Here is a 25,733-nt window from a genome sequence, read left to right on the forward strand (position 1 = left end):
TCGGCCACAACTCAGCGGTGAACAAGGCGATCGCCGCGGAGCGAAGCGGAGCCAGCCAGCACAGCTCAGCTACTCTGCGACGCGATTTCCCGGGCCCTGTCGCGAGCTGCTTCCAGGGCGGCCAGCAGTGCGGCACGTACTCCGTGGTTCTCCAGTTCGCGGATCGCGGAGATGGTCGTGCCCGCCGGTGAGGTGACTTGCTCGCGCAGCTTCACCGGGTGCTCGCCGGAGTCGCGCAGCATCACGGCCGACCCGATCGCGGTCTGCACGATCAGCTCGTGCGCGACCTGGCGGGGCAGTCCGAGCAGGATGCCCGCGTCGATCATGGCCTCGACCAGCAGATAGAAGTACGCCGGCCCGGAACCCGACAGCGCCGTCACCGCGTCCTGCTGGGACTCCGGCACCCGGATCGTCGCGCCCAGCGGGGTGAACATCTCCTCCACGATGGCCAGATGCGCGCCTGTCGCGTGCGGACCCGCCGAGATCGCGGTCATCGCCTCGTCGACGACGGCCGGGGTGTTCGTCATGACCCGTACCACCGGGGTGCCCTCGGGCAGCCGCAGCGCGAAGAACGAGGTGGGCAGCCCGGCGCACAGCGACACGACGAGCTTGTCGGTGGGTACCTTCGTGCCGATCTCGTCCAGCAGCACGCCCGCGTCCTGCGGTTTGACGGCGACGGCCAGCACGTCGGCCTCGCTGACGGCGGCGAGGTTGTCCACCACGCGGATCCCGTAGCGCTCGGTCAGTTCCCTGGCGCGTTCCGGGCGGCGGGCGGTGACCAGGAGCTTCTCGGCGGGCCAGCCGGAGCGCAGCAGGCCGGACAGCACCAGCTCGCCGATCTTGCCGGCGCCGATCACGGCGATGGTGTGCATGCGTCCTCCAAATGCTCGGAGGGCGGGCCGCACGGCCCGCCCTCCTCGAACGACTGCTCAGCTACCGAAGAAGACTTCGGCCTCGTCGTACCGCTCGATCGGTACGGTCTTGAGCTCGCCGGTGCCCTCGGCCAGCGGCACGCGCACGATGTCCGTGCCGCGCAGCGCCATCATCTTGCCGAAGTCGCCCTCGTTGACCGCGTCGATGGCCTGCAGGCCGAAGCGGGTCGCCAGCACCCGGTCGAACGCGGTCGGCGTGCCACCGCGCTGGATGTGGCCGAGCACCACGGTGCGGGCCTCCTTGCCGGTCTTCTCCTCCAGCTGCTCGGCCAGCCACTGGCCGATGCCGCCGAGGCGGACGTGCCCGAACGCGTCCAGCTCCTGGTTGTGCAGGACCATCTGGCCCTCCAGCGGCTGCGCGCCCTCGGCGACCACGACGATCGGGGCGTACTCGACCTGGAAGCGCTTTGTCACGTACGTGGCTACCTGCTCCACGTCGAACTGCCGCTCCGGCAGCAGGATGACGTTGGCGCCACCGGCGAGGCCCGCGTGCAGGGCGATCCAGCCGGCGTGCCGGCCCATCACCTCGACGACCAGCGTGCGGTGGTGCGACTCGGCGGTGGTGTGCAGCCGGTCGATGGCCTCCATCGCGATGTTCACCGCGGTGTCGAAGCCGAACGTGTAGTCCGTGGCGTTGAGGTCGTTGTCGATCGTCTTCGGCACGCCGACCACGTTGACGCCCAGGTCGGTGAGCTTGGTGGCCACGCCGAGGGTGTCCTCGCCGCCGATCGCGACGAGCGCGTCGACGCCCTGCTCGGCCAGGTTGGCCTTGATTCGCTCCACGCCGTTCTCAATCTTGAACGGGTTGGTCCGGGACGAGCCCAGGATGGTGCCGCCGCGCGGCAGGATGCCGCGCACCTCGGCGATGCCGAGCGGCTTCGTGACGCCCTCCAGCGGGCCCTTCCAGCCGTCCCGGAAGCCCACGAACTCGTGGCCGTAGACGGCGACACCCTTACGGACCACTGCCCGGATCACCGCGTTGAGACCGGGGCAGTCGCCGCCGCCGGTGAGCACGCCGATGCGCATGATTACTCGTCCTCCCAGATTGGGTCGGTCGCGAGATGTAGATAGCCCAAGCGAGCCCCAGGAAGCCGTCGGCAGCGTTGCCGGCCCGGGGCGGGCCGCAGAAACGCACTGTAGTCGCCGCCGGCTCACCCGGCCAAAGCGCCCCGCTACAGTCTGACAGTTCGGCTACGCCCCGCACGGGATACCCGGCAAACCCCCACCCTCGGTGGTCGACCGGCCGGTCAGCCGCCCATCGCGTGCCAGCGGGCCAGGTTGTGCCGGGCGTCCACCAACGCGTCGTGGCGGCCGGTGGCGCCCGGCAGCGCGGGGCGGCCCACCTCGTCCCAGCGCTGGCGCAGGTCCTTGGTGAAGCGCGGGATCTCCCGCGGCAGGGCGGGCATCGCCCCCCACAGCTGGGCCAGGGCCACGTGGTCGTACGCCGCGAACCAGGCCCACAGCTCCATCTGCTCGTCGCGGCCCTGGATCGGCTCGGTGAGGAACGCGTACAGGTCGTCGCGGATGCGCTCGCGGGAGCGCCACGCGGGATCGGCGGGCGAGGGCAGCTTGTCGAGGACGTTGCGGCGTACCCAGGGCACGGCCCGGGAGTCGTCGAACTCCGTGGACACCGCGTAGAACTCGCGGCCGAACTCGTCGACGACGCCGATCGACACGAGATCGACCACGCGGCCGTCCTCGATGAACTCACAGTCGTAGAAATAGCGGTAGACCATCGCGGTCCATCCTCGCCCACGCCCGCCACCCCGCGGCGCGCAGGGCCACCGGCGACGCCCGTCACCCGCACAGGGCACCCGGCGGCGTCACCCGCACAGGGCACGGCCGGGCGTCACCCGCCCAGGGCCCGCAGGGCGGAGCGGGCCCGGTCCAGCGCCTCGCCCGCACCGGCGCGGCAGCCCGCCGCGGCGGGTGCCTGCCCGCACTCCGCGAGGCGGCGGACCGACCAGTCGGCCTGCGCGGCCCAGCGGAAGCGCAGCAGTACCGGCAGCGTGGCGTCCAGCTCGTCGGAGGGCACCGGGGCGGCCGCCAGGTAACCGTCGACCAGTTCGGCCGCGGCGTCGGGGCCACCCGCGTACGCGACAGCGGCGGCCACGTCGTAGACCAGCGGACCGGTGCCCGACGCGCCGCCGTCCAGCACTCCGGCCCGGCCGGTGTCCGGGTCGACCACGAACTCCTCCGGCGCGGGGTCGCGGTGCAGCACCCCGTACGTGAGCCGGTCGGTCACGGTCAGCCGGGTCGCGGCCGTCACGGCCTCGGTGACCGCCAGCCGCAGCCACGGCTCGCCGGACAGGTGCGCGGCGTCGGCGTCGAGCAGGTTCCACCGGCCCAGGCCCGGATGGACGTACCCCTGCAGGGCGCGGTGCAGCGCGCCCAGCCGGTCCCCCCACCACTGCTGGTCGACCGGGTCCGCGCCGACCAGGGCGCGGCCCGGCGTGCGGCGCAGCACCGCGAGGGCGCCGACCGAGAGGGCGACGGTGAGGGCGCCGCCGAGGGTGCGTACCGATTCGCCCGCCGCGATGCCGCAGGCGCGCAGGCGCCCGGCGGCGGCGAGCCCGGCTTCCAGCGCCGGGCGTTCGGCCGGGCGGACGAGGCGGACGACGTAGCGCGCGCGGCCGACCGTCACGTCCCAGGACCGCGAGAGGATCCCCCCGCGACGGTTCGTGATCGCGGTCGGCACGAGATGCCAGTTCTCGCGCAGCGCGGCGCGGAGCAGATCGTGGTCCGGCACGGCGGCGATTGTCGCGCCGCGGGCGGGGCGGCCGACGGACAGCCGGGGCGACGGTCACGCAATGCGCTCAGGGGGTGTACAGACAGCGAGCGACGAGACATGATCGGGTGTGCGCCTGTTGTGACGGAGACGTATCAAATGGCGCCCGCGGTGCTCTTCATGCTAAGAGTGATCGTTCGCGTCGTGGGGCCGGCGCCCCGCCCGGCGCGACCGTGGTCCCATCCGGGGAGGGATTGAGCGTGGATCATCGCCCGCAGGACACCGGCGACGCGCTCACAGGCGTGGACATGTTCGCCGGCCTGGAGCCCGACGTCCGCCAGCGCGTCCTGGCCGCCGCCGTGCCGCGCACGTACCGCAAGGGGCAGATCCTGTTCGTCGAGGGCGACCCCGGCGAATCGCTGATCATTCTCAAGCGGGGGTCCGTCGCGGTGTTCCGCACCGCGCCCACCGGCGAGCGCGCCGTGCTGACCGTGGCCCGCCCGCCGGACGTGCTCGGCGAGGTCTCGCTGCTCGACGCCTCCACCCGGTCCGCGTCCGCCGAGGCGATCGAGGACTGCCAGGCGCTCGCGCTGTCCCGGGCCGCGTTCATGGAGCTGGTGCACTCCAACCCGCGCATCCTGGACGCGGTGATGCGCTCCGTCGGCGCGCTGATCCGCCGGCTCACCGAGCAGAACGCGGATCACGTCTTCCTGGATCTGCCCGGCCGGGTGGCCAAGACCCTGGTCCGGCTCGCCGGGGAGAGCCAGGCGCCGATGATCACCATCGAGCTGAACCAGAGCCAGCTGGCCGAGATGGCGGGCGGCTCCCGGCAGAGCGTCAACCAGGCCATCGGGTCGTTCGCCAGCCGCGGCTGGCTGCGTACCGAGGGGCGGCGCATCGTCGTCACGGACGTCTCCGCGCTGCGCCGCCGCGCCGGGATGACCGCCGCCTGACGGGCGCTCAGCCGCCGGCGGGGGCCGTGACCGCGGCGTTCTTGAGGCTGGCGGCGTAGACGTCGACGTACTCGCGGCCGGAGAGCGTCATCAGCTCGTACATGATCTCGTCGGTGATGGCGCGCTCGACGAAGCGGTCGCCGCGCGCCTGCGCGTACCGGGAGAAGTCCAGGGGGGCGCCGAACCTGATCCGGACCTGGCGGATCTTGGGGATCAGGGTGCCGGTCGGCTGGATCTCGTCGGTGTTGATCAACGCCACCGGGATCACCGGGGCACCGCTCTCCAGGGCCAGCCGGGCGACGCCGGTCTTGCCCCGGTACAACCGCCCGTCCGGCGACCGGGTGCCCTCGGGGTAGATGCCCGCGATGTTGCCGCCCCGCAGCACCCGCAACTGGGTGTCCAGAGCCGCTTGGGCCGCCTTGCCACCGGAACGGTCCACCGGGATCGTCCCCGTGCTGACGAAGAACTGGCGCATGAGCCAGCCCTTGATCCCCTTACCGGTGAAGTACTCGGCCTTGGCGACGAAGGTCACCTTCCGGCGCACCACCAACGGTGTGAAGATCGAGTCGGAGAAGGACAGGTGATTGCAGGCCAGGATCACCGGCCCGGACGACGGTACGTGGTGCAGACCGGTGACGTCGGGGCGGAAAATGAGCTTGAGCAGAGGCCCCAAGACCACGAACTTGAGCAGCCAGTAGAACACTGATGTCCTTTCCTGCGCGCACGCGGTGATCGCGGGGGCACAGGAAGCGTACGAAGCGGGAGCGGCACGCCACAACGCACTCCCGCAACCGGTGCCTGTCGTGTCACCATTCAAGACACGACTGGGGCGAGGAGGTGTGGGGTGACTGCGGGCGGCGCCCGTCGCGGGCGGCGGGACAACGGGCTCGACGCGGCCGACTACGCGGTCGCGGGCGACGTCGATCCGCGCATCGGAGAGCATCTGCTCGATGTGCTGGCGGCTGGCGGCATCGCGGCGTACCTTCAGCCGTCCGCCGATCTCAACCCCATCCTGCGTACCACCACCCTGCCCGCCCGCCCGACCGACCGGCTGTACGTCGACCGCGTCCACCTCGATGTGGCGCGCGGGCATCTGCACCGGCTCGCCGGCGACGCCGCGACGACGGCGCCGGCCCCGCGCTCCGAGGCCGGGGCGGGTGGCAGCCAGCACGAGATCGACGCCGAGTGGGCGAAGATCATCTCCGGCTATCACACAGCGGTCGACCCGACCGCCGCCCCGTGGCCCGCCGCGGAGGACCTGGACCCGACGCGCCCGCCCGAGCCGCCCGCCGACCCGACGGCCGGGCCCCGGCCACCGGGTGCGCTGCCGTCGGCCACCGACTTCTCCGGGATCTCGCTCAACCGGCGCCGCACCGATCCCAAGCCGCCGCCCGAGCCGTCGCTGCTCGACGGGCTCGACACGTTCGCCACCGACGCCACCGACAGCGGCGAGGACGACGACGAGCGGTACACCCCTCCCCCGCCGCCCCCGCTGCCGCACGTCTCGAAGTACACCGTCGCCGGGGTGCTCGGCGTGGTGATTGGCTTCCTGCTGTTCCTGCGCCCGAGCCTGCTGCCGATCGACCACAACCTGGTCACCCTCGCGGGCTTCACCGCGGTCATCGCGGGCGCCGTGACGCTGGTCTGGCGGCTGCGTTCCGGTGAGGACGATGACGACGACTTCGACGACGGCGCGGTCGTCTGAGCAATTCATCGACGTTCACTACTGTATCTGTACGTAGTCGTGACGTAACCTTTCGTGGTGCGTCAGAGCTCTCTCGTGGTCGTCGCCAACCGCCTGCCCCTCGATGACAACGCCGCGCCCGACGGTGCCTGCGAGTGGCGCCGCAGCCCCGGCGGCCTCACCAGCGCCCTGCACGCGATCCTCGAACAGACCCCGGCCACCTGGGTCGGCTGGGCCGGCGGCCTCGGCCCCGCCCCGGCACTGCCGGACATCGGCAGCCTGCGAATCAGACCGGTGGCGCTCAGCGAGGCGGAACTGCGCGGCTACTACGAGGGATTCGCCAACTCGACCCTGTGGCCGCTCTACCACGACGCGGTCGAACCCCCGGTGTTCCACCGCGACTGGTGGGAGACGTACCAGGCGGTCAACCACCGGTTCGCGCAGGCCACGGCCGAGGTCGCCGAACGCGGCGCCGCGGTGTGGGTGCAGGACTACCACCTGAGCCTCGTACCGCGGTACCTGCGGGAGCTGCGCCCCGACCTGCTCATCGGATTCTTCCTGCACGTACCGTTCCCGCCGCCCGAGCTGTTCATGCAGCTGCCCCGCCGGGTCGAGTTGCTGCACGGCATGCTCGGCGCGGACCTGGTCGGATTCCAGCGACCGCAGGCGGCGCACAACGTCGCCCAGCTCGCCGTGAAACTGCTGGCCGCACAGTCCACAGACGACCAGATCACGCTGGCCGACGGCCGCGTGGTGCGCACCGGGGCGTTCCCCGTTTCCATCGACGTGGCCGAGATGCAGTCGCTGGCCCGCCGCCCGTCCGTGGTCACCCGGGCCCGCCAGCTGCGCCACGACCTCGGCGAACCGCGGCGGGTACTGCTCAGTGTGGACCGGCTCGACTACACAAAGGGCATCGAGCACCGGCTGACCGCGTACAGCGAGCTGCTGCGCGACGGCCGGATCAAGGTACGGGACACCGTCATGGTGCAGGTGGCGGTGCCGAGCCGGGAACGGGTGGACAGCTACCGCGCGCTGCGCGACCGGATCGAGGGCGAGGTCGGCCGGATCAACGGCGAGCACGGCCGCGTGGGCGAGGCCGCCATCCACTACCTCAATCAGCCGTTCGACCGCGCCGAGCTGGCGGCCCTGTACCGGACCGCCGACGTCATGGTGGTGACCCCGCTGCGCGACGGGATGAACCTGGTCGCCAAGGAGTTCGTGGCCGCCCGCGAGGACGGGGCGGGCGCCCTCGTGCTCAGCGAGTTCGCCGGGTCCGCCGACGAACTCCAGCAGGCGTTCCTGGTCAACCCGCACGACGTCGACGGACTCAAGGACACGCTGCTGCGGGCGATGCGGGCCGAACCGCCGGACCTGCGTGCCCGGATGGGCGCCATGCGCGAGCACCTGCGCGGCCACGACATCATCGCGTGGGCCCGCGCGTATCTGACCGCTCTGGACGACAGCGGCCGGCTGGCGGAGCAGCTGCCCGCGGTCGGTGAGCCGAAGGCGCGCGGCGGCGCGGCCGCGAAGGCCCGCGCGATCACTCCTCGGCCCCGGTCGGTGGCCCGCCGCCGCCCCCCGGCCTGACCGATCCCGTCACGGCACGGACGCACGGCTGTGCCGGAGCCCCGAGCCGCCGGAGCCCCGAGCCGCCGGGGTCCTGGGCCGCTGGTGGCGGTCCGCTGGTGGCGGGCCGCTGGTGGCGGTCCGCTGGTGGCGGTCCGCTGGTGGCGGTCCGCTGGTGGCGGTCCGCTGGTGGCGGTCCGCTGGATCTTGATGATTTGTGGTGCGGTGCTGACCCGAAGTCGTCAACTTTGGCGGGCGCGCCGCGATGGCGGGGTTTGCGGGCGTCAGGAGGCAGGGGGTGTCAGTTCCTTGCCGAGCCAGTCGAGGATGGCGTCGATCGGCTCGGCCCAGCCCGCGTCCAGCATGAGGTCGTGGCCCATGCCGGGGAACAGCAGCGGGGCCGCGCCGAAACGGCCGGCCGTGCGGTCCAGCGCGGCCCGCGGCACGACCCGGTCGTCCGGGCTGCCCACCACGAGTACGGGCGGCGAGCCGACCGGCCGGGGCACGGCCCGGTGCGCCAGGAGCTGCCACTGCGCCCGTGCCCCCGCCGCGACCAGCCGCCCCCGGTACGCGTCCGCCTGCTCGGCGCTCAGCTCCGGGCTGAACAGCTGGCGCCGGCTCAGCCGCAACGCACCACCGACCACGGCGGGCAGCGTGCCGAGTGGGTTGGCACGCAGCGCGGCGCCCAGTCCCGCCCAGCCGTCCAGCACCGGCGCGACCAGCACCGCAGCGCGGGCCGGATAGCGGGCCAAAGCGCGGGTCACCACCAGCGCCCCGGCGCCGTGCCCGATGAGGACGGCCTGGCGGGGCAGGCTCACGGCCGTCTGCACCACGTCGTGCGCGTACGCCCGCAGGTCGCCACGCTCGCGCAGGCCGACCGCGTGGGCCGGGAAACCGCGCCGGGCGGCGTGACCCAGCCAGTGCTCGGCGAACGCCCACGGGCCGTGCCCGAGTCCCGGCACGAACAGCAGCGGCGGCCGGCCCTCGTCGCCCTCCGGCAGGGCGCTGCTCAGCTCCCTGTCGACCGGGCGTACCGGGCAGGACCAGTCGGCATACCGCAGCAGGCCGGATGTCACGCCGTCTCCAGGCGGGTCAGCAGGTCCTCCAGGACCCGCAGGTAGCGGGTGGACTCCACCGCGCACCACGCCGATCCCGTACCACGGGCGGACCAGCTGCGTGGCTTCCGGGTGGACTCGCGGCGCTGCACCTGCGCGGCACGGGCCCGGTCGGTGGCGTACAGGCGCAGCCAGCGGGCGACCGCGACGCTCTGCCAGTGCGCCAGCGGCAACAGCCCGGCGTCCGGCTCCAGCAGCCCGACCACCGCGAGGGTGGGGTGCTGCCGGGCGAACGCGTGCAGGTGCAGGTCGGGCCGCCCCTCGGCGTCGGTGTCGAGCAGTTCGGGGGCGAGGAACTCGAACCGCGGCCGGTAGCCGGTCGCCGCGACGACCAGGTCCGGCTCGATGCGCCGGCCGTCGGCCAGCGTGACGCCGGCCGTGTCGAAGCGGGCGATGTCCCGTACGGCGACGATCCGGCCGTCGTGCAGGTACTCCGCCAGCTGACCGTTGCGGACCGGGTGACCGGGATCCGGGCGGCGACCCGGCCGCGGTACGCCGTACCGCGTCAGGTCACCCACGACCAGGCGCAGCGCCCGGCGGTACAGCCACCGGCGCAGCGGCGACGGCACCCGGCGACGCAGCAGCCGCGCCTGCACCTGGTCGACGGGGCGCCCGGCGAGGTAGCGGGGGCCGTACCAGTGGCCGCGCCGGGTGGAGTGCCACACCTCGGTGGCGTGCTGGGCGGCCGCGACCGCGAGGTCGCAGCCGGTGTTGCCGCCACCGACGACCAGCACGCGGCGCCCGCGCAGCTGGGCCGGGTCCTTGCACATCGCCGCGTGGATCAGTCGTCCCCGGTACTCGTCCGCTCCGGGGAACTCCGGCAGATGCGGCGCCCAGTTGTGGCCGTTGGCGACGACCACGGCGGCGTACCGCTGGACGTGGGAGGCACCGCCGCCCGGGCTCTGCGTGGTCACGTCCCAGCCGCCGTCGCCGGCCGGCACCACGGAAACCACCTCGGTGCCGAACCAGATGTGCTCGGCCAGGCCGAAGTGTGCGCAGTAGCGCTCCAGATAGGACAGCAGGCGGGTGTGGTCGGGGTAGTCCGGCCAGGTGTCCGGCATCGGGAAGTCGGGGAACTCCGTACGGGCGCGGGAGGTGACCAGCCGGGTGCCCGCGTACACGGGGCTGCGGTGATGGCGCTGGTTCCAGGCGCCGCCGACGGACGTCTCGCGTTCGTAGCAGTCGACGGCGAAGCCGTGTTCGCGCAGATTCTTGACGGCGGCGAGGCCGCTGGCGCCCGCGCCGATGACACACACCGCCGCGCGGCGGTCCGCGACCTCTCCGGTGTCCTGCACGCGAGGATCTTTGCAGAATGCGGGGCTACGAGGAAGGCAGCAGCAGGTCCGCGAGGACGGGCAGGTGGTCGCTGGCCCGCCGGGCCCGGTCGGAGTCCACCACCTCGTGCGCGGCCACCACGACGTCGGGCGAGACGAACAGCGCGTCGATGCGGTGCTGCGGCACGGTCGCGGGGAAGGTCGGTGTGCCGCCACCGTCGGCCACCGCGTCGGTGAGACCGTCGGCGACCGTACGCCAGGCGCCGCCGCCCGGCCCCTCGTTCAGGTCGGCGCCGACCACCAGCGGGCCGTCCACGCCGGCGACGGCGTCCTTCCACCGCTCGGCCTGGCCCGGCCGTTCCGCCGGGTCGGTGGCCAGGTGCGAACCGGTCACCGTGAACCGCGCGCCCTTGACCGAGCAGCGCGCGAACGCCGCCCCGCGCAGATGCCGCCCTGGGGTCAGCGGGAAGCGCAGGCACCACGTCTCGTGCACCTTGACCCGCAGGTTCACCAGCAGCAGGTTGCCCAGCGACGGCAGCCCGCCGGCCGCGACGACCAGCCCGACGTCGTCCGCGAGGGCGGCGCACTTGTGCCGCCAGCGGAACCGGCGCGGTGCCTCCTGCACGATCATCAGGTCGGGGGCGAGGTCACGGACCAGGCCGACCAGGGCGGCCCGGTCGTCGCGCAGGCCGTGGACGTTGTAGCTCAGCACCCGCAGCGGAACCCCGGCCACCCCCGCGCCCCCTCGGGTCAGATCCGCCGGGCGAGGTCGGCGGCGCCCACCACGCCGGCCGCGTTGCCCGCCTCCGCCGCCCTGATCTCGGCCACCGGGAAGCGGCGCCGCTGCGCCAGCTGGTCCCGGTACGCGCGTTCGGTCGGGGCCATCAAGAGCTCACCGGCCTCGACCACGCCGCCGCCGACCACCAGCACCTGCGGGTCGAAGACCTGTGCCAGGTCGGCGAACGCCACCCCGAGCCAGTAGCCGACCTGCGCGAACGCGTCGCGGGCCACCTCGTCGCCCTCCTGTGCGGCCTCGGTGACCATGCGGCCGCTGATCCGGTTCGGGTCGCCGTCGGCCAGCACGAGCAGGCCGGCGCCGCGTTCCGGGTCGCGCATCGCCCCCGCCCGCGCGAAGCGGACCAGGGCGTTGCCGCTGGCGTACTGCTCGATGCAGCCCAGCCGGCCGCAGCCGCACGGGTGACCGTCGGGCACGGACTGGATGTGGCCCAGCTCCCCGGCGATGCCGTTCGCGCCCCGCCACAACGCGCCGTTGAGCACCACCCCGCCGCCGATCCCGGTCCCGACGGTGATCATGACCATCGAGTCCTCGGCCTGCCGGGCGGCGCCGAAGCGGAACTCGGCCCACGCCGCGACGTTCGCGTCGTTCTCCAGCACGGTGGGCAGGCCGACGGCCTTGGCCACGTAGTCGCGCAACGGCTCGTCGTGCCACGCCAGGTTCGGCGCGAACAGCACCGTCGACCCGGTGGCGTCGATCCAGGCGGCGGCGCCGATCCCGATGGCCATGGCGGACGGGTACGCCGCGGCCAGCTCGGCGGCCACGGCCACGATCGTGTCCCGGGTACCGGCCTGATCCTCGGCGGGCGTGTCCCGGCGTACGTGCGCCAGCACGTTGCCCTGCTCGTCGACCACCCCACCGGCAACCTTGGTGCCGCCGACGTCGACTCCGATGGTCAGCGTCACGCTGCCCGTCCCCTCTGTTTGTTCACCCCGCGGCGCCGGCTGGGGCGTCGTCGCCCGTGCCCGCGGCGCGGTCCTCGGTCGCCGCTGCGACCGGCGTGGTCCCGGCCCCCACCGATCCGGGGTGAGCCGTACGGCCGGGAACATCATGATCCACGGAGGGCGACGGCGCCATGTCGGGAACGCCACCATCGGCGTCGGCGGTCGCGGCGGCCCACGGGTCCTCGTACGGGCGCGGCCGCGGCCCGCCGGGGCGGGGCACCGGGGAGCCGGTACGGACCGTGCCACGGCCCGCGCCGCGGCGGACCCCGGGCGTGGGCGGGCGTGGCGCTGCCGCCGGCCTTTCCGCCTCGGCGCGTGTGGCGGCGGACCAGGTGCTGTCGGGGTCGGACGCGGGGTGCGGCACCGGCCCGGCGGTCCCGGGGTCGGCCGGGCGCGGAGCGGGGGGACGCTGCGCGGCCATCGCCGAGAACGCCCGCAGCAGGCTGGCCATGCCCGTGGCGAAGTCGCCCGCCCCGGTCGCGAGCCGTTCGGCCATGTCGGGGCTGGGGTCACGCAGGTTGGTGATCACCCGGCAGAGGGGACACACACAGCACTCGGCACTCCCGGTGGCCCAGCCACCGGCGTGCTGACCGGGTCCGGAACGGCCGCCGGGCTGCGGGCCGGCGCCGGTCGGGCCGCCCGTCCGCGCGTCGGTTTCCGGCTGTGGGGCGTGCGGGTTGCCGGAGCGCGGACCGGCGCCGGAGTCGGCTGCGGTGGCACCGGCACCGGGGCGGGGACTCGTGAGCTGGCCCAGGAACCCCGCGACCGTGTCGCCGAGCACGCCGAGCCCGTCGGCGACGCGGGCGGCCGTACCCGAATGGGTGTCGTCCCGGCCGCCGTCGGCGCCGGGGAAGCCATGCTGGCCGGCCATGGCGAGCACCGTGGCGACGAGTCGCTCGGCCTCCTGCCGGGCCGACCCGGTGGTGCCTGGCATCTTCGTGCTCCTGCCTGCCTGCCGGACGCTCAGGCCCCGGCGAGGCTCTCGACGCGGCGCTTGAGCTGCTTCAGTGCCGTATCCATGATCATCTTCTCGGCCTTGCGGCGGAACATGCCGAGCATGCCGATCGCGAGTTCCACCTCGAGGGTGTACGTGACAGTGGTGGTGCCGTCGCCGTTGTCGGCCAGGTCGTAGGAGCCGCGCTGGGACTTCTGCGTCTTCGACGGGGCGACCAGGTGCCACTCGACGCGCGACAGGTCCTCGGCGTACTCGTACTGCAGGGTGTACTCGTCGTTCATCACGCCCGCGTCGATCACGTAGCGGACCTGGCTGGCGTAGCCGTCCTCGTACTCCTCGATGACCTGGACTTCCTTGATGGCGTCCGCCCACTCCGGGTACTTCGGGAAGTCACAGATCACCGCGGCCACCCGGTCGAGGGGCGCATGGACCTGGATGGACTGCGTCGAGGTGTCCGCCATGCTCGGAGGCTACCGCGTCCCGGCCCGGATCCCGGCCACCGGGCCCGGCGGCGCACCTCGTGGGCCGCGGCCGCAGCAGGGCTACCATCCGTCACGTGCCAACCTCAGCCAGCACCCCCGCGCGGGTCCAGCCGCTCGCGGTGGCCGCCCGCATCGTCATGCTCGCACTGGTCGGCGCGCTGACCCTGATCGCCACGCAGGATCTCGCGGAACTGCGCTGGATCGCCCTGCTGGCGATCGCCGCGCTGCCCGCGCTGCTCACCCCGGACCACCGGATCGCGGCGCCACTGGGCCGGTTCGCGGAGGTCACCATCACCGGCCTGGCGGCCGGGTCGGTGGCCGCCGCGGCGGACCTGACAGGCACGGTCGACGCGGGGTTCGGCGCCGAGGCGGTCCTGCCCTACCTGGCGGTGCCGCTGCTGACCGCGGCGCTGCGCCGCCGGCCCACCGAGGGGGCCGCGCTGCTGGGCGTCGCCGCGGTGGCGATGGTCGCGGGCGGGCTGATGGGCGGCGGCGTCCCGCCGATCACCCAGCCGGGATACCTCGCGGCCTGCGGGCAGTGGCTGGTGCTCGGCGCGATCGTCACCTTCGCCGCCGACACGATGCGCCAGCTGATGCAGCCCGCCGAGCAGCAGCCGCAACCGTACGCGGAGGCCACTCGGCTGCTCACCCAGCTGCGCAGCGTGGCCCGGTCCCTGCCCGGCGCGACCCTGGATCCGGGTGGCATCTCGGAGCATCTGCTGGAGGAGCTGCGGGTGGCCGCGCCGGGCAACCGCGCGGCCGTGCTGTCGGCCAGCGGCGGCGGGCGGCTGGTGGTGCTCGCCCAGACCGGCGCGGAACGGGTCGACTGGGAGGTCACGCTCGACGCGGACTCCGCCATCGCGGACGCGTGGGCTTCGCAGCAGCCGCAGGTGGCCAGCCGGTCCCAGGCCCGTACGCATGCCGGGGCCGAGGTGTCCTCGCTGGTCGTGCCGCTGGTCGCGGGCGTACGCACGATCGGGTTGGTGATCCTGGAGTCCGACGTGCCGCAGGCCTACCCGCCGGCCGTGGTGTCCGGGGTGCTGGAGGTGACCGGCCCGGCGGCGTTGCGGCTGGAGGCGGCGCTGCTGTTCGACGACGTCCGGTCGCTGGCGACCAACGAGGAGCGCCAGCGACTCGCCCGGGAGATCCACGACGGAGTCGCCCAGGAGCTGGTCATGGTGGGCTACGGGATCGACAACGCGCAGGCCACCCTCCCCGAGGGAGCCGAGGAGGCCGCCGAGGAGCTGCGCATCCTGCGGGGCGAGGTGACCCGGGTGATCACCGAGTTGCGGCTGAGCCTGTTCGAGCTGCGCTCGGAGGTGGACCGCAACGGCGGCCTGGCCGCGGCGATCGCCGAGTACGCCCGCACGCTCGGCACCTCGGCGGGGCTGCGGGTGCACTTCACCTTCGACGAGTCGACCGCCCGGCTGCCCGCCGCCACGGAGGCGGAACTGCTGCGCATCGCGCAGGAGGCGATCACCAACGCGCGTAAGCACGCCGGGGCATCTAATCTGTGGGTCACCTGCACGGTGGACCCGCCGTACGCGGAGATCGAGGTCTCTGACGACGGCAAGGGCTTCGCCGACGACCGCCCCGACGGGAGGTACGGCCTTGCGATCATGGCGGAGAGAGCGGAACGTATCCGGGGCCGTCTGGAGATCAGACCGCGACACCCCAGCGGGACAACCGTTGCGGTAAAGCTTGGAACTTCGACTCGGCGCGATAGCGTGCGGGATAGCGTTTCTGCACCAGAAGGAGAGTAACCCGAGCATGTCGACCAGTCCGTTGCCGACGACCCGCACCAAGGTGCTGCTTGTCGACGATCATGATCTGATCCGTAAGGGGCTGCGGCACGCATTCGAGCGGGACCGGCAGTTCGAGGTCGTCGGTGAAGCGGCCACGGCCGCCGAGGCGGTCCGGCAGGCCGGTGCCCTGCAGCCCGACGTCGTCATCATGGACCTGCGCCTGCCGGACGGCAGTGGCCTGGAGGCCACCCGCGCGCTGCGCAAGAACAACGCCAACATGGGCATCGTCGTGCTGACCATGTACGCGGGTGACGACCAGCTCTTCGGCGCCCTGGAAGCCGGGGCCAGCGCGTTCGTGCCCAAGACCGCACCGGCCGACGAGGTGGTCGCGGCCGCCCGGCACGCCGCCAGCGCGCCCAGCGCGTTCACGGCAGCCGACCTGGCCGAGGCCATGAAGCGGCGGCTCGCCCCGTCCGGGCCGCAGTTGTCGCCGCGCGAGGGTCAGGTGCTGCGCCTGCTGGCCGACGGCATGAGCGTGGCGGGCATCGCCAAGCAGTTGTTCGTCAGCGAGTCCACGGCGAAGACCCACATCTCCAAGCTGTACGAGAAGCTGGGCGCGGCGAACCGGGCCCAGGCCCTGATGACCGCGCTGCGGCTGGGGCTGCTGGAAGCGCCGGACGCCCCGAAGTTCTGATCCACCGTCGCGATCCGCCCGGCAACCTGCCGGGCGGATCGGTCTTTCCGGACACTGACGGCGGTTCCGGACGAAGTCAGCCGTGGAGCAGGGCGGCCATCCGGTCCGCCTGCTGCTCCCAGCGCCACTCCCGTTCGACCCACGCCCGGCCCGCCGCACCCATCGCCCGGGCCCTGGCGGGGTCGGACAGCAGCTCGACCAGCCGCTCGGTGAGCGCGTCGAGATCCCGCCCGCCGACCACGTAACCGGTCTCGCCGTCGCGGACCGCGTCGGGGGCGCCGCCCGAGTCACCGCCGACGACCGGCAGGCCGGTGGCGGACGCCTCCAGGTAGACGATGCCGAGCCCCTCCACGTCCAGTCCGGCGGCCCTGGTCCGGCACGGCATCGCGTACACGTCGCCGGCCGCGAACAGGGTGGGCAGCTCGGCCCACGGCACCGAGCCGGTGAAGACCACATCGGACTCGACGCCGTGCTCGCGGGCCAGCCGCTCCAGGGTCTTCCGGTACGGCCCGCCGCTGCCCAGAAGCAGGGCCGCCCCGGGCACCCGGCGGCGCACCCCGGGCAACGCGCGGATCAACGCGTCCTGGCCCTTGCGCGGCACCAGCCGGGACACGCACACGATCACGGGCCGGTCGGCGAGGCCGTACCGGGCGCGCACGGCCGCACCGTCCACATCGGGGTGGAACGCGTCGACGTCCACGCCCGGCGCGAGCCGGTGCAACTCGGTGCGCTCCCCCAGCGCCCGCGCGAGCCGGACCCGCTGATACTCCCCCAGGTACGTCAGCACGTCGGTGCCGTCGGCGATGCGCCGCAGCAGCTGCCGGGCGCCGGGCAGCGCCGCCCAGCCGATCTCGTGGCCGTGGGTCACCCCGACCGCCCGGCGCACCCCGGCCCGACGCCGCAACCCCTCGGCCAGCAGCCCGAGCGGGGCCGCCGCGCCGAACCAGACCGTGTCGCAGTCATGGGCGCGGGCCAGCTCGGCCGCCCGCCGGGCCACCGCCGGGGTGGGCAGCAGCACCCCGGTCCGCTCGCGGACCACCTCGAACGGCTGCTCGGCGTCGAACTTCTCCGCCCCGCGCCAGGTGGAGGCGTAGACCACCACGGAGCCGGCGGGCTGGCGTACGGCCAGGTTGTGCACGAACTGCTGGATGCCGCCGGGCCGGGGCGGGAAGTCGTTCGTGACCAGCAGGGTACGGCCCATCAGCGCTCACCGCGGGCGTACGCGCGGGCGGCGGCCATCCGCTCCACGGTGGACGGATGCGAGGCGGACATGACGTACTCCCAGGTCGGCGGGTCCGGGTCGGCGAGGTTGACGGTGCCGAGGCGGCGCTGCATGGACTCGAAGGTCGCCGGGTCGCCGGTCAGCGTGAGCGCGTGGGCGTCCGCCCGCGCCTCGATCCGGCGGGTGAGAAACGCCTGGGCGGGACCCGCCACCAGCCCGGCGACCGTGCTCACCGCCAGCAGCAGGGCGATCGCCCGGGGCTCGCCGATGCCGGTCACCCCGGCCAGGCGCAGCAACGGGCTCCACCCGCCGAGCAGGAACAGGGCCACCACGGCCGTCGCGGCGCCGAGCGCGCCGAGCAGGGTGCCGGTGAGCACGTCCTGATCCTTGGCGTGGCCCAGCTCGTGCGCGGTCACGGAGACCACCTCGGCGGGGGTGGCCTCGGTCAGCATCGTGTCGTACACGACGATGCGCCGGGTCGGCCCGAACCCCGACACGTACGCGTTGACCGCCCGGGTGCGGCGGGACGCGTCCGCCACGAGCACGTCGCGCACCGGCACCCCGTCGCGGGCGGCCAGCGCCAGCAGCTCTGTGCGCAGCGGCCCGTCGGCCATCGGGGTGAACTTGTTGAAGATCGGCTCGACCACCACGGGCAGCACGAACGACAGCAGCACCACGAGCGCGGCGGCCCCGGCCGCCCCGAACGCCCACCACCAGCGCGGCGCCAGGCGCACCACGGCGAAGAAGCCGAACAGGACGATCCCGCCGAGCACCGCGCCGACCGCGTACCCCTTGAGCAGGTCGACCGTCCAGGCGCCCCAGGACTGGGTGGAGATGCCGTACCGGACGGCGATGGTGTGCCGCCACGCGGCGAACGGCAGGGTGATCACCTCGAGGAGGAACACCACGGCGAGCCCGCCGAGCACGGCCTGCGCGATCCAGTGCCCGCCGAACGGGCGCCCGGCCAGCTCCACCAGCCGGGCCCCCAAGGGGGTCAGCCCCAGCACCAGCGCCGCGACCAGCCCGAGCACGAGCGCGCCGTACGTGGCGGGGCGCAGCTCGGCGTGGAACGCGCGGGACCGGGCCACCTGCGCGGCCGGGAACTCCCGCAGCGCGGCCAGCTGGTCGGCGCGCGGGGCGGGCGGACGGTGCCACGGCACGGTCAGCGCCGCGGCCACGACTCCGGCGATGATCAGGACGGCGAGGGCACAGACCGCCCACAGTCGGGGGGTCATCCGTCAGCTCGCGGGCTCATGGCCGCTCATCGTAGAGAACCGCCGCCGATGATCACGCAACGTGTGATCATGCGACGTGGCGGGCGCGGCGCAGCGGCACCGCGACCGGTGGCGGCGGGGTCGCCAGCAACTCGACCTCGAACCCCGCCAGCTCGAAGGTCTCGACGGCGCGCAGCTCGCCGGGGGTGAGATCGGCGATGCCGTCGGGAGTGTCGTACAGCGTGCTGACCAGGCAGCCGTGGCATGCCTCGGTCCGCTCGACGCACCGCCCGCAATCGATGATCATCCTTGCTCCCTCCGCACCGGTGACGGGCCGCGATGCCGACCCGGAGGGTCGACGGGGGAAGGTGTCGCGGACCGACCACCATCGGTGACCATCACGCTATGCGAGGGGTACGACAAGAACGGGTCAGGACCGCGCGAGGCGGCGCAGCAGCGAATCCGCGCCCATCGGATAGGCGCCGTGGCGGCGGACCCCGTCGGCCACCTCCCGGTCGGAGGAGACCACCACGATCGGCCGGCCCGCCGGCTCGGCCCGCACCAGCTGGCGGATCAGCTCGTCCGCGGTGTCGCCCTTGCGCGAGAACAGCACCCGTACGCCGCGCGGCGTCGGCGGCAGCCCGTGCACCCGCTCCGCGCCGTCGAACACGACGGTCACCTCGTCGCCGGTCTGCGCCGCGATCCCGCCGAGCCCGGTGATCAGCCGCTTGCGCTGGTTCTCCAGCGACATCTCCGCGAAGCCGCGCTTGGTCACGTTGTACCCGTCGACGATGAGGTGCGCCCGCGGCAGCGCCAGCAGCTGGTCGAGCCGCGCCGGATCATCCGTGTCCTGGGCGCGCGGCCGGGACCGCTCCTGCTGGCCGGGACGGTCGGCCGCCGCGTCGGCCACGAAGTCCGCGGGCAGCCGGTCGGAGGGCCCGAGCGCCAGCTCCCGGCGCAACCCGGACGCGGCCTGCCCGATCGTCTCGATCAGCAGCCACAGCCGGGCCTCGTCGGCGGCACGGGCGTCCCGGGCGGTCTGCCGACCGCTGGCGGCGGCCGTCTCCGCCTCGGCGAGTTTCGCGCGCAACCGGCGTACCTCTGCCTCGTGGTCCGCCGTGGCCCGGGCCGCGCGGCCCTTCTCCGTGGCCAGCAGATCGCTGGCCCGCTTCTGCGCGGCCTGCGCCTCGCGCAGGGCGCGCCCGGCGGCGCGGGCCTCCTCGCGCACCTGGCCCAGCTCCTCCCGGACGCGGGCCAGCTCGTCGCGCAGTTTGTCCGCCTCCACCTTGGCGACCGCGCGGTCGTGCTCCGCTCGGGTGGCCCGTTGCTCGGCGTCACGGACCAGGCCCGCCACGGCGGCGCTGTCCGCCTCGGCGCGCACGGCGTCGCCGGCGGCCTCGACCAGTGCCCGCCAGCCCTCCGGGCGGGCCAGATACGCCAGCGCGGCGACCTCCACCGGGTCGGCGGCGGCCGGGGCGAGCCCGTCGGTGATCGCGATGCCGAGGTCGCCCGCCTCCGCGACGATCCGGACGCCGACCCGCTGCCGGAACAGCGGGTCCGCGGTGAGCTGGGCGGCGATCGCCGCGGCGCCGAGCTTGGCCCGGCGGTTCGGCGCGAACCGGACCACCCGCCGCAGCGCCACCGGCACCTCGTCGGCGCTCAGCGCGGGCAGGGCCGCGGCGACCAGGGCGGTGACCCTGGCGCGGACGGGCTCGGGCAGAGCCGGCTCGGCCCCGGACACGTCGACGACCGCCTCCTCGGGGAGGCGGTCGTCGAACGAGGGAACCGCGGACATGCCACCAGTCTCCCACCGCGCCCGACCCGACCGCCCCGGGCGGAGGCGATCACTTTCGCCGCGGCCCCGGCTAATGTCGTACCCCCGCCCTAATGTGCCCGCCGTGGCACAACCGGCATACGTGCAGGGCACTCTGGACACCCTCCTGAGCGCCGACGGCTCCGTCGCCCCGGCGGCGCTGTCGCTGCGGGACACGACGTTCGTGGTGCTGGATCTGGAGACCACGGGCGGCGCCGCCGACGGCGCCGGGATCACCGAGATCGGCGCGGTGAAGGTGCGGGGCGGCGAGCAGCTCGGGGTGTTCGCCACCCTGGTCAACCCCGGTGAGCGGCTGCCGCCGTTCATCACGGTGCTGACCGGCATCACCGAGGCGATGCTGGCACCCGCCCCGCCGATCGAGGTGGTGCTGCCCAGCCTGCTGGAGTTCCTGCGGGGCGCGGTCCTGGTCGCCCACAACGCGCCCTACGACGTGGGATTCCTCAAGGCCGCCTGCGCCCGGCACGGCTACCCCTGGCCGCAGCCGCGGGTCGTCGACACCGCCGCGCTGGCCCGCCGGGTCCTGACCCGCGACGAGGTGCCCAACCGCAAGCTCAGCACGCTGGCCCGGTTCTTCCACGCCGCGGTCGAGCCCACCCACCGGGCGCTGGACGACGCCCGCGCCACGGTCGACGTGCTGCACGGCCTCATCGAGCGGCTGGGCGGCCACCGGGTGCACACGCTGGGCGAGGCGATCGAGTTCGCCAAGGCGGTCACCCCGACCCAGCGGCGCAAGCGGCATCTGGCCGACGGCCTGCCGCACGCCCCCGGGGTGTACGTCTTCCGCGGCGCGGACGACCGTGCGCTCTACGTCGGCACGTCGAAGGACATCGCCACCCGGGTCCGGACGTACTTCACCGCCAGCGAGAAGCGGGCCCGGATCTCCGAGATGCTGGCCGCGGCGACCCGGGTGGAGGCGGTGGAGTGCGCGCACGCGCTGGAGGCCGAGGTGCGCGAGCTGCGGCTGATCGCGGCGCACGCGCCGCCGTACAACCGGCGGTCGAAGTACCCGGAGCGGGTGGTGTGGCTGAAGCTGACCACGGAGGCGTATCCACGGCTGTCCGTGGTGCGCCAGCTCGCCGACGACGACGCGACCTACCTGGGGCCGTTCTCCTCCCGGCGCACCGCGGAGCTCGCCGCCGCCGGGTTCCACGACGCCGTCCCGCTGCGGCAGTGCACCCATCGGCTGTCCGTGCGCACCCCCACCCCGGCGTGCGCGCTGGCCGAGCTGGGCCGCTGCCCGGCACCCTGCGAACACCGGATCACCACCGACGAGTACGCGCACCGCGCGGCGCAGCCGTTCCGCACGGCCACCCACGGCGACCCGGAACCGATCGTGGACGCCCTGCTGGCCCGCATCACCGCGCTCAGCGATCGGCAGCGCTACGAGGAGGCGGCGGTGGTCCGGTCCCGGCTGATCGCCATGTTGCGGGCCACGGTCCGGATGCAGCGCCTGGGGTCGTTGACCCGGCTGCCCGAGCTGGTCGCGGCCCGCCGCGACGCGATCGGCGGCTGGGAGATCATCGTGGTCCGGCACGGCCGGCTGGCCGCCGCGGCGACCTCTCCCCCACGCCAGCACCCGCGCCCGACCCTGGACGCGGCCCGGGCGACCGCCGAGACCGTGCGGCCGGGGCCGGGCCCGGTGCCGGCCGCGTCCGCCGAGGAGACGGAACGGATCCTGGCGTGGCTCGACCGGCCCGATACCCGCTTGGTGGAAACTTCTGGTGACTGGGTGTCACCGGCCCGTGGCGCCGCGCGGTTCAGTAGCCTGCTCAGCAGGGCGGAAGCCGCGGCCTCCGGCCGGGACTCGGCCGTTTGCTCATCGGTAACTGACCGTTCGGATGACCGCCGCTCGCATAGGCTGTAGGGCACGCGGGGTTACCGGCGAGTCGAGGCTTCGGCGAGCCGTTGTTTCGACGGTCGGCAGCGCGTCTGCCGGCACTCGGTGAGCCGACCGTTCCGGTGGGCCGGCCAAGCCCCGAAGGTGTTCCGTGCGTGCGCGTGACAGATCGGTGAGGGGGTGTCCGGGGTGGATGTCGACGCCGGTCACGGCGCCGCGTTTGGCCGCGCCCTGTCGACGGCCCCCTCCGAGACCACTCTGACCCAGCGCCTGCGGTCCCTGCTGAGCTTCCAGGGCGGCGAGGACGACCCCGTCGCCGCGCTGACCCGGACCCACCGGGCCGTACACCCCTCGGCGGACGTGGGCATGCTGCGGCGCAGCTACTCGATCGCCGCGGCGATGCACGAGGGGCAGAAACGCAAGAGCGGCGACCCGTACATCACTCATCCGCTCGCGGTCGCCCAGATCTGCGCCGAGCTGGGCATGGACACCACCACCCTGGTGGCGGCGCTGCTGCACGACACGGTCGAGGACACCAGCTACACCCTGGAAGCCCTGCACGGCGACTTCGGTCCCGAGGTGACCCACCTCGTCGACGGCGTGACCAAGTTCGACAAGGCGTTCTACGGCAAGGTGGCCGAGGCCGAAACGATCCGCAAGATGATCGTCGCGGCCGGCAAGGACGTCCGGGTGCTGGTCATCAAGCTCGCCGACCGCCTGCACAACATGCGTACGCTGGACGCCCGCTCCCCCGCCTCGCGGGCCCGCATCGCGACGGCCACCCTGGACGTCCTCGTGCCGCTCTGCGACCGGCTCGGCATCCAGGCGCTCAAGCGCGACCTCGACGACGTGGTGCTGTACCACCTGCACCCGGAGGCGTACGCCCGGATCGACGAGCACGTGAAGAACCGCCCCGGCTGGGCGCAGTACCTGGCCGACGTCACCACCAAGACCCTGACCGCGCTGCGCCGGTCCCGCGTGGACGCCAAGGTCACTCCGCGGCCCCGGCACTACTACTCGATATGGAAGGACACGGTCGCCGGGGAGTATCCGGTGCCCTTCGACCTGCCCCGCATCGCCGTGGTGATCGACGGCCCGGACACCGACTGCTACGCCGCCCTGGGTGCGATCCACGGCCGGTGGCGGCCGGTCGCCGGCCGGTTCAAGGACTTCATCGCCTCGCCGAAGAACAACCTCTACCGCTCGCTGCACACGACGGTCACCGGCCCCGACGGCCGCCTCGTCGAGGTGCTGATCCGCACCGAGTCGATGCACCGCTGCGCCGAGTACGGCGTCGCCACCGGCTTCCGCTACCCGAAGACCGAATCGACCGAGACCCCCGGCTCCGACCAGCTCACCTGGCTGCGCCGGGTGCTCGACTGGGAGCAGGAGACCACCGACGCCGGCCAGTTCCTCGCCTCACTGCGCTGCGACCTGGCCGAGGCGCAGATCCAGGTGTTCTCCGACGGCAGCACCGTCGAGCTGCCCGCCGGTTCCACCCCGGTCGATCTCGCGTACGAGCTGAGCCCCGACACGGGCGACCAGTGCCTCGCCGCCACCATCAACGGACGGCTGGCCCCGCTCAGCTCCCCGCTGCGCGACGGCGACGTGGTGGAGATCTTCACAGAGACGAACGGGCACGTCGAGGTGGAGCCGGACGCCCCGAGCGGCCCCCGCAAGGAGTGGCTGGGCTTCGTCAAGTCGCCGCACGCCCAGATGCAGATCAATCGCTACTTCGCCGAGGCGGACGCCCCCGGCATCAGCATCGCCGACAAGGTCCGGCTGGGCCGCGCCACGATCGGGCTGACCCTGCGCAAGCACGACCGGGGGCTGGCCAGCGAGGTGCCGCTGCGCCGACTCGCCGAGGAACTCGGCTACCCCGACCTGGAGACCATGCTGGTGGCGGTCACCGAGCGCAGCCTGGAGCCGGACAACGTGGTCGAGCAGCTGATCGCGCTGGTGGATCACCCGGACTGACGGGGCGGCGGCCCACCACGGCGCCCCGATAGCCTGATGGGGTGAATCTTCGGCGGCGACTGCGTGGCTACGCGTACCAGGTGTTGTACCGGTTGCCGGGGCGCGCGCGGCGCCGCCTGGTCCGGCTCGTCTCGCCGAAGTACCTCGTCGGGGCCGTGACGCTGCTCCACGACTCGGAGGCACCGGCACCCGGCCGGCTGCTCCTGCTGCGTCAGCCTCCCGGCCGGGGCTGGGGTCTGCCCGCGGGCCTGCTCAAGCGGCACGAGCCGCCCCCGGTGGGTGCCGCACGGGAGCTGTTCGAGGAGTCCGGCGTGGCGCTCGACCCCACGGCGTTGACCCCTGCGGTCCCCAACGCCGTCGTGCACACCAGAGGCTGGGTCGACACGGTGTTCACGGCGGCCGTGCCGGCCTCGCGTACGGAGTTGGTGGTGGACGGTGGCGAGGTGCTGGAGGCCCGCTGGTTCCCGCTGGACGACCTGCCGCGGTTGACCGTCAACACGGAGCTGCTGCTGGGCGTCTACGGCATCGGCCCGGCCGCCACCGAGGACGGCGCATCGTGATCGCCGTCTGCGCGGTCGTGCTGGCCGCCGGTGAGGGGCAGCGGCTACGACCACTGACCGAGCGGCTGCCCAAGGCACTGTGCCCGGTCGGCAACGTGGCGCTGCTGGACCGGGCGCTGCACCGGCTGGCCGGGCTCGGGCTCGCCGGGCCGGACTCCACCGCGGTCAACGCCGCCTACCTGGCCGAGCAGGTGGTGCACCACGTGGACGGGCGCGCACACCTGTCCGTGGAGCCGGACGGCCCGCTGGGTACATCCGGCGGTATCGGCCGGCTGCGCGACTGGATCGACGGGCGCGGCGTGCTGGTGGGCAACGCGGACGCGTACCTGGCGGATCCGCGGTGCGAGCCCGGCAAGGACATCGCGGCGCTGCTGGACGGCTGGGACGGCCAGACCGTACGCATGCTGACCCGGCCGATGGCATCGGGCGCGGCCGGCGGATTCAGCGGCCGCCGCTTCGCCGGGTTCTCCCTGCTGCCCTGGCAGCGGGTCCGCGACCTCGCGGCGCAGCCGAGCGACCTGGTACGCACGGTGTGGCGGCCCGCCGAGGCGGACGGCGCGCTGGAGCTGGTGGACTACGACGGCCTGTACCTGGACACCGGCACCCCGGCCGACTACCTGGCGGCGAACCTGCACGCCGCGGGCGACGGCAGCCTGATCGACCCCACGGCGACGGTCACGGGCCGGTGCCGGCAGTCAGTGGTGGGAGCCGGGGCGCTTGTACTCGGAGACGTGGACCGGTGCGTGGTCTGGCCCGGCGCGTCGGTCGCCGCGGGCGAACGCCTGCGTGAGGTGATCCGTGCCGACACGGGCCTGACGGTTACCGCCTGACCCGTCACCGCATCGCCGGTACCGTCTGGCCGTCACCACACACCGGCGTGGATAGCATGAGCGCATCCGTCCGGCCCTGGAGCGAGGAGCCCGCAGGTGAACACCGCGATCGTGCACATCGACTGCGCCACCGATTCCATCCCCGAGGTCGCTCAGGCGCTCGCGGAACTGCCCGGCGTCAGCGAGGTGTACTCGGTGGCCGGCAACGTCGACCTCATCGCGATCGTCCGGGTGCCGCATTTCGACGACATCGCCGAGGTCATCGCGGGCCGCATCTCGAAGACCCCCGGCGTGCTGAACACCGAGTCGCACATCGCGTTCCGGGCGTACTCGAAGCACGACCTGGAGGACGCGTTCGCGATCGGCCTGCCCGACGCGGACTGACCTCACA

At 73.6% G+C, this 25,733-nt stretch carries 25 protein-coding genes; 10 read left to right on the forward strand and 15 right to left on the reverse strand.

The features are described from left to right. Positions 1–65 precede the first annotated feature (65 nt). The 4 genes from proC to ACMCNN_RS21450 form a co-directional block, all read right to left on the reverse strand. Positions 66–872 carry a pyrroline-5-carboxylate reductase gene (gene proC, locus ACMCNN_RS21435; protein WP_412742302.1) on the reverse strand — a complete coding sequence of 269 codons (807 nt, stop codon included), beginning with the start codon at positions 870–872 and terminating at the stop codon, positions 66–68. Positions 873–929: 57 nt separating this feature from the next. Further along, on the reverse strand, positions 930–1,958 hold the full coding sequence (locus ACMCNN_RS21440; protein ID WP_412742303.1) for a 6-phosphofructokinase: 1,029 nt from the start codon (positions 1,956–1,958) through the stop codon (positions 930–932). 221 nt (positions 1,959–2,179) lie between these two features. Beyond that, positions 2,180–2,668 carry a polyadenylate-specific 3'-exoribonuclease AS gene (locus ACMCNN_RS21445; RefSeq protein ID WP_412742304.1) on the reverse strand — a complete coding sequence of 163 codons (489 nt, stop codon included), beginning with the start codon at positions 2,666–2,668 and terminating at the stop codon, positions 2,180–2,182. 113 nt (positions 2,669–2,781) lie between these two features. Continuing rightward, on the reverse strand, positions 2,782–3,681 hold the full coding sequence (locus ACMCNN_RS21450; RefSeq protein ID WP_412742305.1) for a phosphotransferase enzyme family protein: 900 nt from the start codon (positions 3,679–3,681) through the stop codon (positions 2,782–2,784). A gap of 287 nt (positions 3,682–3,968) precedes the next feature. Between ACMCNN_RS21450 and ACMCNN_RS21455 the strand changes: the two genes are divergently transcribed. Then, entirely contained in the window at positions 3,969–4,613 is a 645-nt protein-coding gene (locus ACMCNN_RS21455; RefSeq protein WP_412747238.1) for a Crp/Fnr family transcriptional regulator, read from the forward strand. A gap of 7 nt (positions 4,614–4,620) precedes the next feature. On the opposite strand, the gene ACMCNN_RS21460 is transcribed toward ACMCNN_RS21455, so the two are convergent. Continuing rightward, positions 4,621–5,316: a lysophospholipid acyltransferase family protein gene (locus ACMCNN_RS21460; protein WP_412742306.1), complete on the reverse strand. Its 696-nt coding sequence runs from the start codon at positions 5,314–5,316 to the stop codon at positions 4,621–4,623. 141 nt (positions 5,317–5,457) lie between these two features. Here ACMCNN_RS21460 and ACMCNN_RS21465 point away from each other — a divergent pair, with 141 nt between their 5' ends. Both ACMCNN_RS21465 and ACMCNN_RS21470 read left to right on the forward strand, forming a co-directional pair. Then, entirely contained in the window at positions 5,458–6,318 is an 861-nt protein-coding gene (locus ACMCNN_RS21465; protein ID WP_412742307.1) for a DUF308 domain-containing protein, read from the forward strand. Positions 6,319–6,375: 57 nt separating this feature from the next. Further along, the gene (locus ACMCNN_RS21470) at positions 6,376–7,884 is read left to right on the forward strand and encodes an alpha,alpha-trehalose-phosphate synthase (UDP-forming) (RefSeq protein WP_412742308.1); all 1,509 of its coding nucleotides are present in this window, start codon (positions 6,376–6,378) and stop codon (positions 7,882–7,884) included. Positions 7,885–8,147: 263 nt separating this feature from the next. Here ACMCNN_RS21470 and ACMCNN_RS21475 read toward each other — a convergent pair whose 3' ends face one another. The 6 genes from ACMCNN_RS21475 to ACMCNN_RS21500 are packed head-to-tail and all read right to left on the reverse strand — an operon-like array spanning position 8,148 to position 13,408. Continuing rightward, positions 8,148–8,939, reverse strand: a complete 792-nt coding sequence (locus ACMCNN_RS21475; RefSeq protein ID WP_412742309.1) for an alpha/beta hydrolase — start codon at positions 8,937–8,939, stop codon at positions 8,148–8,150. After that, entirely contained in the window at positions 8,936–10,273 is a 1,338-nt protein-coding gene (locus tag ACMCNN_RS21480) for a flavin-containing monooxygenase (protein ID WP_412742310.1), read from the reverse strand. Before ACMCNN_RS21480 ends, ACMCNN_RS21475 begins: the two co-directional genes overlap by 4 nt. Before the next feature lie 25 nt (positions 10,274–10,298). Then, positions 10,299–10,985, reverse strand: coding sequence for an endonuclease/exonuclease/phosphatase family protein (locus ACMCNN_RS21485; protein ID WP_412742311.1), 687 nt, complete (start codon positions 10,983–10,985; stop codon positions 10,299–10,301). 17 nt (positions 10,986–11,002) lie between these two features. After that, positions 11,003–11,953, reverse strand: a complete 951-nt coding sequence (locus ACMCNN_RS21490; protein WP_412742312.1) for an ROK family glucokinase — start codon at positions 11,951–11,953, stop codon at positions 11,003–11,005. Positions 11,954–11,975: 22 nt separating this feature from the next. Continuing rightward, a complete protein-coding gene (locus tag ACMCNN_RS21495) occupies positions 11,976–12,926 on the reverse strand; it encodes a hypothetical protein (RefSeq protein WP_412742313.1) in 951 nt (316 codons plus the stop codon). 29 nt (positions 12,927–12,955) lie between these two features. Then, positions 12,956–13,408 (reverse strand): SRPBCC family protein, encoded by a 453-nt coding sequence (locus tag ACMCNN_RS21500; RefSeq protein WP_412742314.1) that lies wholly within the window; start codon positions 13,406–13,408, stop codon positions 12,956–12,958. A gap of 95 nt (positions 13,409–13,503) precedes the next feature. Here ACMCNN_RS21500 and ACMCNN_RS21505 point away from each other — a divergent pair, with 95 nt between their 5' ends. Then, entirely contained in the window at positions 13,504–15,192 is a 1,689-nt protein-coding gene (locus tag ACMCNN_RS21505; protein WP_412742315.1) for a GAF domain-containing sensor histidine kinase, read from the forward strand. Positions 15,193–15,199: 7 nt separating this feature from the next. Further along, positions 15,200–15,868, forward strand: a complete 669-nt coding sequence (locus ACMCNN_RS21510) for a response regulator (RefSeq protein WP_130511446.1) — start codon at positions 15,200–15,202, stop codon at positions 15,866–15,868. Positions 15,869–15,944: 76 nt separating this feature from the next. On the opposite strand, the gene ACMCNN_RS21515 is transcribed toward ACMCNN_RS21510, so the two are convergent. The 4 genes from ACMCNN_RS21515 to ACMCNN_RS21530 all read right to left on the reverse strand — a co-directional run bounded on the left by ACMCNN_RS21515 (position 15,945) and on the right by ACMCNN_RS21530 (position 20,099). After that, positions 15,945–17,069 carry a glycosyltransferase family 4 protein gene (locus tag ACMCNN_RS21515; protein WP_412742316.1) on the reverse strand — a complete coding sequence of 375 codons (1,125 nt, stop codon included), beginning with the start codon at positions 17,067–17,069 and terminating at the stop codon, positions 15,945–15,947. After that, on the reverse strand, positions 17,069–18,325 hold the full coding sequence (locus ACMCNN_RS21520) for a M48 family metallopeptidase (RefSeq protein ID WP_412742317.1): 1,257 nt from the start codon (positions 18,323–18,325) through the stop codon (positions 17,069–17,071). Before ACMCNN_RS21520 ends, ACMCNN_RS21515 begins: the two co-directional genes overlap by 1 nt. 67 nt (positions 18,326–18,392) lie before the next feature. Then, complete coding sequence (locus ACMCNN_RS21525; RefSeq protein WP_412742318.1) at positions 18,393–18,611, reverse strand: hypothetical protein; 219 nt, start codon at positions 18,609–18,611, stop codon at positions 18,393–18,395. 123 nt (positions 18,612–18,734) lie between these two features. Then, positions 18,735–20,099 carry an NYN domain-containing protein gene (locus tag ACMCNN_RS21530; RefSeq protein WP_412742319.1) on the reverse strand — a complete coding sequence of 455 codons (1,365 nt, stop codon included), beginning with the start codon at positions 20,097–20,099 and terminating at the stop codon, positions 18,735–18,737. 103 nt (positions 20,100–20,202) lie between these two features. On the opposite strand from ACMCNN_RS21530, the gene ACMCNN_RS21535 reads away from it, so the two are divergent. The 5 genes from ACMCNN_RS21535 to ACMCNN_RS21555 all read left to right on the forward strand — a co-directional run bounded on the left by ACMCNN_RS21535 (position 20,203) and on the right by ACMCNN_RS21555 (position 25,726). Further along, positions 20,203–22,002 (forward strand): DEDD exonuclease domain-containing protein, encoded by a 1,800-nt coding sequence (locus tag ACMCNN_RS21535; RefSeq protein ID WP_412742320.1) that lies wholly within the window; start codon positions 20,203–20,205, stop codon positions 22,000–22,002. Positions 22,003–22,164: 162 nt separating this feature from the next. Further along, positions 22,165–23,952 (forward strand): RelA/SpoT family protein, encoded by a 1,788-nt coding sequence (locus ACMCNN_RS21540; RefSeq protein ID WP_412742321.1) that lies wholly within the window; start codon positions 22,165–22,167, stop codon positions 23,950–23,952. Positions 23,953–23,993: 41 nt separating this feature from the next. Further along, positions 23,994–24,512: an NUDIX hydrolase gene (locus tag ACMCNN_RS21545; protein WP_412742322.1), complete on the forward strand. Its 519-nt coding sequence runs from the start codon at positions 23,994–23,996 to the stop codon at positions 24,510–24,512. Then, positions 24,506–25,342, forward strand: coding sequence for a sugar phosphate nucleotidyltransferase (locus ACMCNN_RS21550; protein WP_412747239.1), 837 nt, complete (start codon positions 24,506–24,508; stop codon positions 25,340–25,342). Before ACMCNN_RS21545 ends, ACMCNN_RS21550 begins: the two co-directional genes overlap by 7 nt. 96 nt (positions 25,343–25,438) lie before the next feature. Continuing rightward, entirely contained in the window at positions 25,439–25,726 is a 288-nt protein-coding gene (locus ACMCNN_RS21555; protein WP_412742323.1) for an Lrp/AsnC family transcriptional regulator, read from the forward strand. Positions 25,727–25,733: the final 7 nt, after the last annotated feature.

Source organism: Krasilnikovia sp. MM14-A1004 (assembly GCF_047159485.1).
GTDB lineage: Bacteria > Actinomycetota > Actinomycetes > Mycobacteriales > Micromonosporaceae > Actinoplanes.